Genomic DNA, 13,298 nt, shown 5'->3' with positions numbered 1-13,298 from the left:
GAATGGAGACATATTGTATAGTCTGAGGTACACTAGAAGGCTTTATTCATTATTTAGAGAGGGAATAATTTAATGATTAGAATTGCAGATGGAGTTCATTTACTACTTCCTATTTTGAGCTTAATAGTTTTTCTTTTAGGAATAAAGTTCAAACGAAATAATTATATTTTAGTTGCCTTGTGGGTTAGTCTTATTACATTGATACTGCAATACCTTGCCTCTGGTGGTGAAATTCTAGGAAGTTATTTTAATTACTTGCATGCTGCCGCTTATTCATTAAATTTGATTATTCTGCTTTCATCGATCTTTTATCTTGTGTTTAAGTTTTTGAGTGGTAGTGATAGTAGCTTTTTGCAATATGCTACCGGATTAATAGGTGCACTATTAGTGACTGGCTCTTTACTTTTATTAATTAATCTCTGGATTAATGCCAATTTTATTGAAAATCGCCTGCAAGGTACACCTGTTCTTCAAGTAGCCACATTTAATAAACCACCCTATTGCGACTATAAATATGTTTTTTATAAAATTAATACAAACGGTCAGGTAGAATTTATGTGCCCCAATCATTATGGCTTCTTGCCATCGGTTGGGAAATTGGATTCTGCACCTGAATTTGTCATCAAGCAATTACCTAAACAAGCGCAAACCAAGGTACAACAAGAATTATAGAAAAATGAACTTACAAGGACGTTTTAGTGCCACATCTAGGAGCTTCTTCAAGCGACGATGTCGCTTTCAGAATGACGTGATGGGATTCAGTTATAAACCAATTATCTGTTAAAAACGTCATTCTGAACATAGTGAAGATCTCTGGCCGAGTCACATAATTCTGTTCAACATGATGATAATAGGCAAATTGACGATAGACTTTCTTTTTTTTACTATGCGATGATTGGAGGCTAGTTTAGTTGCTGATAAATTGTTCTTTTTTTAGTTGCATTTTGCTAATATATCGAAAATTATTATGAAGTAATTACCATGCGAAGCCTGCTTTTATCTCTGTTAGTTTTCTTTTCTTCAGTCTCCTTAAGTATGGCACCTAAATTGAATTGGGATAAAGCAATTGATAAAGCCGTATATCGCTATGGTTTAAAAACTGAACCCGATTTAATGCGTTCTTTCGCCCAGGCTAAAGTAGCCTACCCCCCCCAAGAAGTGGCGCTTTTGGCATTTAAAAAAGAAAGGCAAGTTGAATTATGGGCCAAAAACGACAATCAATCTTGGGCTTTTATTAAATACTATCCTTTAACTGCTTTTAGCGGTCGGTTGGGGCCAAAATTAAAAGAAAGAGATAGGCAAATTCCGGAAGGTATATATCGGTTAATTACTTTTAATCCTTTTAGCTCTATGCATTTGTCAATGATGATTGATTATCCAAATCATTTCGATCGCCTACAGGCAGCAAAGGATGGACGCAAAAATTTGGGTAATAATATTTTTCTGCATGGCAAATCATTTTCTGTAGGGTGCCTTGCAGTTGGCGACAGAGCGATTGATCAACTGTTTTTACTCGCTCGTCGCGTAGGATTAAACCACATAAAAGTAATCATTGCACCAAATGATTTGCGTATTGCTAAACCCGCTACCTCTAGTTTCGCTCAACCGCGTTGGTTACCTGAACTTTATAAACAAATTTCATCGGCATTAGATCAATTTCCTGCAACTCATAAAAAAATGATGATGGCTACCAAATAAAGTTGATCCTCTATTCATGTTCCGGGTCAACAATAAAAATGCCAGGAGCATTGCGTAAATATTCATTGTAATCCATGCCATAGCCAAAGATATAGTGATCGTCGACTTGTAAGCCAACAAAATCAGCATTTTGCAGCCCATCAGGGACACGTTTGTGGTGTTTGTCAACTAACACTGCACTATAAACTTCATTTGCTCCCATGGCGTTAATTTCTTTCATAATAGCAGCCAGGGTAACGCCACCATCAAGAATATCGTCAATCACTAAAACAGTTCTATTCGCTAAATTAAGACTTGGCCTTACTTTCCACTGTAGTTCTCCGCCCTTAATTTCTCCACGATAACGGGTGGCATGAACATAATCTACTTCTAAAGGAAAATCGAGGCGAGGCAACAAATTACCCATAGGTACTAAACCACCAATCATAACACAAAGAATCACCGGATTCTTATCATGCAATCTCTCATGAATATTAATAGCCATGCGATCAAGCGCCGCTTCAACTTCTTTGGTAGTAAAAAGGCAACTTGCCTTTTCATATACTTCTTTAATTTTACTTGGAATAGACATCTGGAATCCTAAGATTTAAACAAATTAATCTTTGCGCTTATTAGGGACGGGAAACATACTTACTTTACCATCTTCCACCACTTTATCACGAACTTTGGCAACGCCTTGCTTGCTGACTTCATCGATACGAAAGACCGCATGCATTGGAATAAAAGTTCGTTTAACACTGGTAAATTCTACCTTTAATCGCTCTTCAGAGGGGTCAACCACAAGAGAAGTGTTTTCACCAAAAACAAATTCTTCTACTTCCAGAAAACCAAAAATTTCACTTTCACATATTTTTCGCGCATAAATTTCGTAAACCGCATCTTGATTAGCAAAAGTTATACGATAGAGCGTTTTTTTTGACATGCCAGCAACCCAAAATTAAATCCAGCAGCATTATAACGAATGTTGTTAAAGCGATTCAAACAATCTTGTAAAATATCTTCAAATTCGCCTATTAAAATGGTGTTTGAAGAGGCATTCCTTCGCGCTCAAGTAACTCTTCGTCTATCCTTTTCGGAAGAAAATCGGTATAACCCTCTTCATATTTTTGTACAACTAAACAATAAAACCCAGCCGGACAAGGCCACATCATTTTTCCTACTTCATTTAAAAATTCCAATCGCTGGATCCAGCTTTCTTTATATACAGGAGGAATGAAATAAAAACTTGATAGGTGACATTGAATATAACCTCGATGCAGCATAGCACGTTTTATGAAAAATACTGACATTGAGTGAGTAGGTAGAGTACCAAAGCAGGTATGCCAGCCAAATCGCATCATCCAACCCCATAAACTCATAGGATTTATACCTAGAAAAACAGCATAACCCATTGGTTTTAAAACCCTGTCAATTTCGTCGAGGGGATTTTTTTTATGAGTAAATGCTTCCATTGCTAGCGGTGCAATAATACAGTCAACACTGTTTCTATCAAATGGCATGGAATTAAATGCGGTGATTACACTGCTAGAGGAGTCGTAGAAAGGACTTGCCAACCACTTGTGGCTGTAATGCAGTGGATGCAGCCACGGATTATCCCCGCAATCACCAAACTGTAGCAGTGTTTCTCCATACAGGAATTCGGCTAATGGTGCCAATTCAGCTGTAAAAGCTTGTCCCACATGCCGACCTTGGTCAGATAAGAACCAATTGCGAAGGGCTTGAAACCTAATTTTATGATTTTCAAAAGACAAAGTCCTGCCCCAGGGAAAAAGCAAATTATCTTTTTGTACCATACAGTTACCCTAGCAGCAAGCACTACGCTACTTAAACAGAAAAATCATGCTTTGGCGATAAGAGGGTTTAATTTTAGCGATGAACATTATTCATGTTCTAAAAAATTTAGAAGATTATCAATTTCAGCAACCAATGTAACATCACACGAGGTCGGTCCCATATTTTCCTCGGTAGCTACTAATTTTAGGTGAATATCGTCGCGCCAATTTTTAAGGGCAATAATACGATCTTCTTTTGTTAATTCCTCATCTGCCAATACTGCAGAAGGGTTGCAATAATGGCGCATCGGATTGGCCAGTTTCTCACCTTGCTCCATTTTTCGCCTCCTTTTTTATAAGTTTAGCATATATGCCTTTTTATTTAAGATTCTTTAAGTTATAGTTGAACCGCAAAAATTAGCAAAGTCTACTCATGGAAAGAACAAAGCAAGAACAACAATTACCTCTTGTTGCTCAACTTATCCTCAAGAGCAATCTGATTAATAAGAAAAAAATGATACATTATCAGCAAAATGCTGCCCAATTAGAACAACCACTTCAAGATTACCTGGTTACAAACAATCTTATTTCTGAATTAAAAATAGCTTTATTGATTTCAGAGCATTTTGATATCCCCTATCTCGACTTAGATTCCGTGGAGATCGAATTAACTCCCTGGCATCTTATTACCGACAATCTAATGCGAAAGCTTCGTGTTGCGCCTCTTATGATAAAAAAAAACCATTTGATTTTAGCAACGGATAAGCCCGAGCAATCCATTGCTAAAGAAGTTCAATTCTACACAGGATTGGCTGTAACATTGACTGTGGCTGAAACTTCCAAATTAAAACAGCTTATTGAGAAGATTAGTCAGCGCAAACTCCGCGAAGGCCCCACAAATTTTAAAGACTATTCCATGCAGCAAATGCAAAATAATTTGCCCATAGAGGTTAATGAATGTTCTCAGGAAGATACTTCTATCGTTAACTTTGTCGATAACATTCTTTTCAATGCGATTAAAAACAAAGCATCGGATATTCATTTCGAAGTTTATGAAAATTATTATCGAATTCGTTATCGCATGGATGGCGTTTTAACCGAAATGGCCACACCTTTGATTGATTTAGCCCAACGAATTACTGCACGTATTAAAATTATGGCCAATTTAGATATTTCAGAGCGTCGTATTCCTCAGGATGGTCGATTTAACATAAAGTTTTCAGAAGGATATTCAAGAGACTGCCGTGTAAACATTTGTCCTACAATTAATGGTGAAAAAGTAGTTATCCGAATTCTTAACTCAGAAATACCCCAAATCAGTATTGAATCCCTTGGATTTAACAAGATGCAGGAAAAACTTTTCTTGGATGCCATTGCAAAACCACAAGGAATGATATTAGTAACAGGCCCAACTGGCAGTGGTAAAACAGTTTCTTTATATACAGCGCTTCGATTGTTAAATACTCATGAAAAAAATATTTCTACCGCAGAGGATCCTGTAGAAATTAAACTTTCAGGAATTAATCAAGTGAATATTAATCCAAAAGTAGGATTAACCTTTGCGGGCACGTTGCGTGCTTTTTTACGCCAAGATCCAGATGTCATTATGATTGGTGAAATTCGTGATTTTGAAACCGCTGAGATGGCGATTAAAGCAGCACAAACAGGCCATCTGGTATTGACTACATTACACACGAATAGTGCCGCCGAGACGTTAACCCGGCTTGTCAATATAGGTATTTCTTCTTTTAATATCGCAGGTTCAATCACACTTTTAATGGCTCAACGTTTGATAAGACGGTTATGTCAGCATTGCAAGCAAATACAAACTGACTTAACCATGTATCAATTAAAACAACTTGATATAGATATGAGGACATCATCGATTTCTATTTACAAAGCAAAAGGATGTAAATACTGCATGAATGGTTATAACGGACGTATCGGTATATTCGAAGTGATGGCTATCTCCCCTACTATTGAACAGCTTATTCTCTCAGGCAAAAGCACCGATGAACTTCTTAAACAAGCGCAAGAAGAAGGAATGCTTACACTTTATCAATCAGGGCTTGAGAAAGTGAAAGAAGGGATAACCACAATTGAAGAATTAAATCGGGTGGTAATGCATTAACATGTTGATTTTTAAAAAGATTAGTAAAACCGACATTACTCTATTTAGTCGTCAAATGGCAACCATGATTGCTGCCGGCATGCCTCTTATACACGCATTTGATGTTGTAGGAAAAGGAACCGTAAATAGCCACTTAAAAGAACTGATTGTAACAATAAAATATGATATTGAAGCGAGTTACACATTTGCCGAGGCACTTCATAAACACCCAATTTATTTTAATCCCTTATTTTGTAGTTTAATTGATGCAGGAGAAAAATCAGGGTCACTTGCTGTAATGCTTGATAAAGTAGCCACTTATCAGGAAAAACTTGATACGGTTCGAAAAAAAATAGCAAGGATCATCGCTTACCCACTTACCATTCTGCTAATGGCATTACTAATCACGGTTGGGCTTTTATTTTTTGTCATTCCTCAGTTTGCTGCATTGTTTAATGCGTTTGGAGCAAAACTACCGCTACTAACACGAAGTGTTATTTTTCTTTCCAATTTTTTTCAAGAGCATGGATGTTTCTTTTTAGTAATGTTTTTGCTCATTCTCATAAGCATTGTTTATGCAAGAAATACTTTTGTAACTTTTTCTCACCATATAGATGGATTTTTGCTTAAATTGCCTGTGTTAGGAATATTTTTGACCAAGTCGACAATTGCTCGTTTTTCACGGACATTGGCAATCACTTTTTCAGCGGGGTTACCTTTAATTGAGGCTTTGCATGCTGCTGGCAATGTGACAGGTAATAGGGTTTATCAATTAGCAAGTTCACGTATTCAAGATGCAGTGTCTTATGGACAATCAATGCATTTGGCTATGGAAAATTGTGGCGTCTTCCCTGCGTTTGTTATTCAGATGATAGCTATTGGTGAAGAGTCAGGGACGCTGGAACTAATGCTGAACAAGATTGCTGATTACTATGAAGATGAAATAAACAATACTATCGAATCACTTAATATTTTATTAGAACCCTTTATCATGGCAATATTGGGTATGGTGATTGGAACGCTTTTACTGGCAGTGTATGTTCCCATCTTTAAACTTGGCTCAATTATGTAATGACTATGCTTAATCAATTTGAACTAATTTCCTCCCCAACAATCTACATTTTTTTTACACTTTTTTCGCTAGCCGTTGGAAGTTTGTTAAATGTAATTATTTATCGCTTACCGTTTATGCTGCGCTCTGAATTTGAGGAGGAATGTCGTGCTTTCTTAAAGCTTTCAGACAGTGTCAGTCAACCAGTAAATTTGTTTTTACCACGTTCCTTTTGTCCAAATTGTAAAAAAACTATTTCAGCAATCAGCAATATTCCTATTCTTAGTTATTGTCTGCAACGAGGACGTTGCAAGCATTGCGGTCAGGCTATAAAAATACGTTATCCAATGGTAGAGTTAGTAGCCTGCCTATTTGCATTATTTTCTGCCTGGTCATTTGGCTTCAATTTGACACTGGTGTTTGTTCTATTATTTATCTGGATCCTAATCTGTCTTTTTTTTATTGATCTCGAACATCAAATCCTGCCAGATGTCTTAACCTTAAGCCTCTTATGGCTTGGCTTGATAGCTAACACACAATCCTTATTTACTTCGTTGACGGATGCGGTTTTAAGTAGCGCGTTGGCTTATCTTAGCCTTTGGTTATTTATGAAGTTATTTTATTTGATCCGAGGTAAAATCGGCATGGGAAATGGTGATTTTAAATTGTTTGCAGCCTTTGGTGCCTGGTTCGGATGGACACAACTGCCGCTAATATTATTAATCGCCGCATTTACAGGTGCAATAACTGGATTAATTTACCTTAAAATAAAGAAGAAGGGAAAAGACACCCCCATTCCTTTTGGCCCCTTCCTTTGCCTGTCAGGTTTTATATCCTTATTTTGGGGAAACGCCATTCTAAACGGGTATATGGCTTTCTTTTTTTGACTTATTTAAAGCTTTCTATGTCGTTTATGCGAAGATGTGATTGTAACTGGATTGAACTTTCTTCAGATATCTAGAAGATTTATGAAATTACATCCATGCGCGAAGCATCCTTTTGCAATAGCTCAATAACCAAAGTCTCTTCTCTATAATGAGTAGCATTGAGTAAGTCTTTATTATTGGGATAAAAATACACAGCCACCGCAATGATCCACGGAGAATATACATACTGTTTTTCAGATAATATTTTTTTAACGATCACTTCATCGGATTCTTTAGGGTATATTGTATTGTCATTAATGATTAATGATTTTTCAAAAATAGATGTAATTCTATTTAATCGGTTTTTCTGTAATAAAAACTCAATTTTCTCTATCAAATAAAGATAGTATTCAGTTTGTTTTTGTTGAACTATTCGTAGTAAATCATAAATGTTGGGAATGGGATCAAGAAAATGTAGATAACAAATAATTAAAAACAAGTCTTTATGTTTTTCATTAACTAAAGCAGAAATTAAGCAAGTATTCCTACAAGCGTTTATTAGTTCACGGAGATTATTGAGTTTATTTGCTCTTGCAATTATCATCTCATGAATTAATTTTTTATCTCGACTTAAAAAATTAATTTTTATTAAAAAAGGGACAATTATCTCATGGAGTTTATTATTCTCATAAAATACTCCAATCAAATATTCTCTTGACTTGTTAGAGTTTGATTTAGTTAATATATGAATTAAAACAGAATAATGAATGCTACCAATTGAATGGATTTTCTCTAACCAATAATCACTGTAGTTTGCCAGACATTCCCGAATGTCGCTTGCATATTTATTATTACGCAATTCATAGAATAAATAAGGTAAATAAGAGGGTGATTTAAGTGATTTGATAGCCTTGATAAGATGTCGTTTTATTACAGGGTCTTTTGTGCCTAAAAGAGGAGTCATACTTGCAATTATTCGACTGTTTAGAGCACGATTAGCTAATTTGGTAATTAGAGTTAACCCTTCTATTTTTTCCTCAGGCGAAAATGAACGTAATTTTTGGGGAATTAAATTAAGACATATATGCACAACACTATAATCCTGATTATCTACCCCCCCATGGATACAAGAGGTTAATAAATCATGACGATTAGTGCTCCTACAATAATAAAGACAATTTAAAAATTCATTCTTATTAAATTTTGACAACAACATTACTGCACTATTTTGAAGAATTCTATCACTTTCACTAAAGAAAGGTTTTATTTGGGAAACATACTCATTCCAAGAATTTTCACGTGCTTTTTCCATAATAAATAAAAGAATATTCTTTGGCGTATTTTTTCTTAATAATTTTAGGAAATATTGACGTGAGAACTCTGGGTTTACTTGGTAAAGATATTGCACTGAAAAAAAAGAATCCTTTTCATTTAAAAGTTCAATTTTTTCTTTTATCGATTTCTCAATACACTCATTACTTATTATGTAAGAGGATTTCTCATTAAAAAGCGAATACTTAACCAATAGCTTATGAATATATGAATAATATTTTTTATTAGCATCCACAATATATATTATCCAAAAGAGTGATAATACCCCCAAAGTACTTGCCAAATATTTGACAATAAATTCATGAGGTATTACAAAGTAAATAAATATAGAAACCCCCACGAATAACTGGCCTAAAGGCGCAAACAAACCTTTTGATTTTGCATGTATTTTTAACCGTTTTTCAGGATTTACCACCTGAATCATTGCAAAATAAAATGGATCATAGGTTGATAATTTTATTCCTTCAAAAAGTACGACGTAAACACAAAGAGCATAAAGATAATGATCAGCTGGGCTAATAAAAAAGAAAAGAACCATGCTAATGAAAATGAATGCGGGTAGAATGGATAGAATCTTTTGTAAGCCTAATTTTTTTTCTATCTTGGCGCTTAAGATTAACTTAAATAATAAAGCTACTAATCTTCCGACAAAGAATATCGCCCCTAAAAACTGAGCTAAGTGCTCGCTGTATCTATTACTTGCTTTAATTTCTCCTAAAAAGAAAAACTCACTAAACCCTACAGCCATAGCACAGAAAAAACCCAACTTGCAAATAGAAGATATTAGTTTTTTTTCATCTTTGGCAATATTATTTTCTATATGGGCAATATGTTGAGGAGCATGAGTTTGATTGACTACTATTCTGTCATTATTTTTCTTTAGCATCAGGTGTAGAAATACATTCGAACAACCAAATAAAAGCATGCTAAAAAAAAGTAGCGACTCTAACTGGACAATGCCGGCGAGTAATCCTGCAAGTGCATACCCTACCAATTTTGAAATCAAGTCACCACTACTCATTAAAGGGAAAAGTCGCTTGCTTTCTCGTACATTGAAAATCTGTGACGCCACACCCCAGAAACTCATGTTGTTTGAAAAATAAATAATATAATAACTGGCAAAAACAATAACTATTAATGTATCGTAATGGGAATGAAGTACAAAGTAAGAGCTGCCAAGGATGAGAGAAGAAAATATTAACGTGATGTAATAAGTTTTTGCAACACCAAAATGATGCTCAATATTGGTATAAAAATAATTAGCAATCATCACAAAGATACTTGCCACGATAAAAACAATATACAAATTAAAAACAGAAACTTCATGAAGAAATATAGCGCTTATTGCAATAAAGAACATTGATAGTGCAACACCAGAAAAAAATTGAATTATGACAATATAAAAAACCCTCGATAATTCGTGATCTTCAATTTCAAATAAAGTATTGAAGTGCTTTCTAATCTTCATAATTACACTGATTGTTGATACTATTTTTTAGCTGAATAATTAACTGATTTTGTTTTATTAATCTTGTACATAGAGTTTGAATAATTCCTTTTAGGATAGAAACATCTGTCTCCAGGAGTTCATAAAATTGCCACTGGTTGAGCGTCAATAATATACTGTCTTCTATTGCAGTGGCCGATGCTGTTCTTTTTTCACTGGAAAGCAAGGACATTTCTCCAAAAAATTCTTCTGATGTTAGTCGTGTTAATTCATTGTCACCATCATGAATAGAAATTAACCCTTCTTTTATGAGATACAAATTATCGCCTTTATCTCCTTTATGGAAAATTTCGTGCCCTTTATTAATAAATTCTTCTTGAATTACCTCTGCTATGCTCACTAGTCGCTCTTCAGAAAGTTCAGCGAACAGATCAACTGATTTCAAAAGAAATACTTTTTCAATAATAAGCATTCAGTTTCCTGCATTAATATAAAAATTTATCCTTGATCAAGGGATTGTTACAATATCAATATAAGAGTATAGGCATGCAAATAAGAAATAGTGAAATAAATGATTTTTTACCTATAAAAAATCATTTATTTTCAAATTACTTAAAAGTTTATGAATTTTATTTCATTTCACAAATTGGTACACCTTTTCTCCATCAATAACATCCGTAGTTTCTTTGAAACCCTGACTATTTTTTAACGGTTCTATCGCTGATGCTGCAATATTAATTGAGTTGGGTTTTGCATATTTTTGCATGTGTCCTGCTATATCTATAACACGATCGCTTACTTGCTCAAGTGGTGTATCCTCGTCAAAATAAACAAATCCAGCATTAATTCCACATCTAATTTGAAAGTCTCGTTTTATTACTTTTTCTTCCTGATTAAATTTTTCTAATTTTTTTAATAAACTGGACGCTGCACTAACAGCATCATCAACGGTGCGAAAACAGCTCATAATGCCATCTGGTGTCATTGAATATTTAAGTACACCGTGTTCTCGCAAACTTTCATTAACTAGTTCGTTGTAACGCTCAAATGCAAAAGCAATGATGTGTTTATCTTCGTCCTTTTTCATGCCTGTTGAATCAACCACGTCAATTGCCAAAAATGCCAATTGTTTTCCCATTTCATCTAATTTTGATTTTAATGAAGCAAATTGTTTGAGCATTTTCCTCCTATCACCTGACTCTCCAATAGAGGGATTCATCAACGTTGCATTCATTTCTTTACTACCTACTCTTATTGGATGTTCCGGGATTCTAGTATCGGTCGACATTTTAGGGGATACTGGGTTTTCTTTTAAATATGACTTTCTTCTTAAATTTTGTTCAAGCGTATAAATTTGAGAAGCGATTATTTGTATCAATATGGCCAAAATAAGCATAGAAAAGTCGATATTTTTATAACGGTATGGAATGATTTTTTTTATCTCTTTAGTAATAAATGATGCCGAATTATTTACCGTTATATTTAATCTATTAAGTGTAGGATATCGCTCTAAATTATTTAAAAATTGAGATAAAAATGAAATAATTAACAAGGTTAATATTAAATTTTTAATCCATCGCAATGCAGTTAAAAAATAAATAATTAATTTTGTTATATACATTTTAGTACTCGTGTTTTATGGCAAATTTATAGTCCAATAGAGTTATAATAGGAATTTTTTCTCAAATTAGCCAAGCATAGCTGGTTCTGCAAGGGTTCCTAACATACAACAAAAAATCATCTCCCCTATCATAGAAAGAATAAAAAAGTCCATACTCTGCGTTGTAGAGTAGCGTCAACAGTGTAGGCATTGCAGTCAAGATTATTGGAAATGGGGTAATCTGATCATTTTGCCTGACACTGATTTTTAATTAAATCTTAACAACTTTGAAATATTACTTGATGATTTAGCAATAATAAGATATTTTTTGACAGGAATTAATGCACAAGGAAAAAAATGCTCATCAAGCTTATGTCAGGTATTCGTAAATTTTGTCATGAAAAATTTAAAGAGATGCAATCGCTATTTCAGATACTAAGTAATGGACAATATCCTGATGCTTTATTTATTACGTGCTCAGATTCCCGAGTAGATCCAAATTTGTTTACCCACTCAAATCCAGGGGATTTATTTGCTGTACGTAATGTAGGTAATATTATTCCTCCTAAGGAAACTTCCACGGTTTCAAGCGAAGAGGTAGCAATTGAGTATGCGTTAAATGTCCTTAAGATTAAAAATATTATTCTTTGCGGGCATTCAGACTGCGGTGCTATGAAAGGCTTGCTTGTGCCTGATTTAAAACAACAATTACCTTCAGTCGCTTCGTGGTTATCACATTCCTCAACAGTAATTACAACACTGAAAGAAAGAAAGGATGTGTTAACGCTAGACGATATCGTTAAACAAAATGTCCTTGTTCAAATAGAGCATTTAAAAACCTACCCCGCTATTGCCGAAAAACTAAAATCCAAAGAATTAACCATTCATGGGTGGTTTTATAAATTTGAGTCAGGTGAAATTTTTATTTATCAGGAGACTCACCAAGATTTTATTATTTTGGAACAAGCTTTAAAAACATCTATTGAAGATAGAAAAAATCAAGTTGTCGAACAAGTTGCCCATGAGTATTTAGCTCAATTTCTCCAACCTAAAACGGCTGATGAATTTCAGAGATCAAAGCAGCTTTTTTCTTCCCTAAAATTTGACTTGAGTTATGTTTGGGATGACTTAAAGCCTTTAGTTTCAGAGAAGCTTTGGAGTGAAATAGGCGAGTTATACGATAGTCAAAATGATCAAGAATTTCAGAATTTAGTTGCGTCAGGAGTAAAAACAAAGTTGGAAGATTTAAAAGAGCTAAAAAGAAATCTTCAAAACTCAACCGGCTATCATCAATTTTGTAATCGACATACCTTATTTATGCCAGCCGAGCCGACATTAAGTTCAGCTAATAATTTAAACACTTTTGTTTTGGACATGTGAGTCAGTGAGAAAATAAATTAGAAAGAAAATTAAGATCTCTTT

General features: G+C 34.4%; 13 protein-coding genes. 6 read left to right on the top strand and 7 right to left on the bottom strand.

The annotated features are described in order from the left end of the window. The first annotated feature begins 72 nt into the window (after positions 1–72). Together Ljam_RS12165 and Ljam_RS12160 are read left to right on the top strand one after the other, a co-directional pair. Entirely contained in the window at positions 73–672 is a 600-nt protein-coding gene (locus Ljam_RS12165; protein ID WP_058450278.1) for a hypothetical protein, read from the top strand. Positions 673–981: 309 nt separating this feature from the next. Then, positions 982–1,698 (top strand): L,D-transpeptidase family protein, encoded by a 717-nt coding sequence (locus Ljam_RS12160; RefSeq protein WP_238583725.1) that lies wholly within the window; start codon positions 982–984, stop codon positions 1,696–1,698. A gap of 10 nt (positions 1,699–1,708) precedes the next feature. Here Ljam_RS12160 and Ljam_RS12155 read toward each other — a convergent pair whose 3' ends face one another. The 4 genes from Ljam_RS12155 to Ljam_RS12140 form a co-directional block, all read right to left on the bottom strand. Next, entirely contained in the window at positions 1,709–2,269 is a 561-nt protein-coding gene (locus Ljam_RS12155; RefSeq protein WP_058450277.1) for a hypoxanthine-guanine phosphoribosyltransferase, read from the bottom strand. Between the two features lie 24 nt (positions 2,270–2,293). After that, complete coding sequence (locus Ljam_RS12150; RefSeq protein ID WP_058450276.1) at positions 2,294–2,620, bottom strand: DUF1820 family protein; 327 nt, start codon at positions 2,618–2,620, stop codon at positions 2,294–2,296. Positions 2,621–2,711: 91 nt separating this feature from the next. Beyond that, a complete protein-coding gene (locus Ljam_RS12145) occupies positions 2,712–3,491 on the bottom strand; it encodes a class I SAM-dependent methyltransferase (RefSeq protein WP_058450275.1) in 780 nt (259 codons plus the stop codon). 86 nt (positions 3,492–3,577) lie between these two features. Next, positions 3,578–3,808 (bottom strand): hypothetical protein, encoded by a 231-nt coding sequence (locus Ljam_RS12140; protein WP_058450274.1) that lies wholly within the window; start codon positions 3,806–3,808, stop codon positions 3,578–3,580. A gap of 95 nt (positions 3,809–3,903) precedes the next feature. On the opposite strand from Ljam_RS12140, the gene pilB reads away from it, so the two are divergent. The 3 genes from pilB to Ljam_RS12125 are packed head-to-tail and all read left to right on the top strand — an operon-like array spanning position 3,904 to position 7,518. Next, positions 3,904–5,601 carry a type IV-A pilus assembly ATPase PilB gene (gene pilB / locus Ljam_RS12135; protein ID WP_058450273.1) on the top strand — a complete coding sequence of 566 codons (1,698 nt, stop codon included), beginning with the start codon at positions 3,904–3,906 and terminating at the stop codon, positions 5,599–5,601. 1 nt (position 5,602) lies between these two features. Beyond that, complete coding sequence (locus Ljam_RS12130) at positions 5,603–6,652, top strand: type II secretion system F family protein (protein ID WP_058450272.1); 1,050 nt, start codon at positions 5,603–5,605, stop codon at positions 6,650–6,652. A gap of 5 nt (positions 6,653–6,657) precedes the next feature. After that, complete coding sequence (locus Ljam_RS12125; RefSeq protein ID WP_058450816.1) at positions 6,658–7,518, top strand: prepilin peptidase; 861 nt, start codon at positions 6,658–6,660, stop codon at positions 7,516–7,518. A gap of 79 nt (positions 7,519–7,597) precedes the next feature. Here Ljam_RS12125 and Ljam_RS12120 read toward each other — a convergent pair whose 3' ends face one another. The 3 genes from Ljam_RS12120 to Ljam_RS12110 form a co-directional block, all read right to left on the bottom strand. Further along, a complete protein-coding gene (locus Ljam_RS12120; RefSeq protein ID WP_058450271.1) occupies positions 7,598–10,297 on the bottom strand; it encodes an MFS transporter in 2,700 nt (899 codons plus the stop codon). Further along, positions 10,287–10,748 (bottom strand): cyclic nucleotide-binding domain-containing protein, encoded by a 462-nt coding sequence (locus tag Ljam_RS12115; protein ID WP_058450270.1) that lies wholly within the window; start codon positions 10,746–10,748, stop codon positions 10,287–10,289. Before Ljam_RS12115 ends, Ljam_RS12120 begins: the two co-directional genes overlap by 11 nt. A 162-nt stretch (positions 10,749–10,910) precedes the next feature. Beyond that, on the bottom strand, positions 10,911–11,897 hold the full coding sequence (locus tag Ljam_RS12110; RefSeq protein ID WP_058450269.1) for an adenylate/guanylate cyclase domain-containing protein: 987 nt from the start codon (positions 11,895–11,897) through the stop codon (positions 10,911–10,913). Positions 11,898–12,233: 336 nt separating this feature from the next. Between Ljam_RS12110 and Ljam_RS12105 the strand changes: the two genes are divergently transcribed. After that, positions 12,234–13,256, top strand: a complete 1,023-nt coding sequence (locus Ljam_RS12105) for a carbonic anhydrase (RefSeq protein WP_058450268.1) — start codon at positions 12,234–12,236, stop codon at positions 13,254–13,256. Positions 13,257–13,298: the final 42 nt, after the last annotated feature.

Origin of the sequence: Legionella jamestowniensis (genome assembly GCF_001467745.1) — a bacterium.
Taxonomy (GTDB): domain Bacteria; phylum Pseudomonadota; class Gammaproteobacteria; order Legionellales; family Legionellaceae; genus Tatlockia; species Tatlockia jamestowniensis.
Note: the sequence above shows the minus strand (reverse complement) of the source record. Positions and strands in the feature narration are given on the sequence as shown.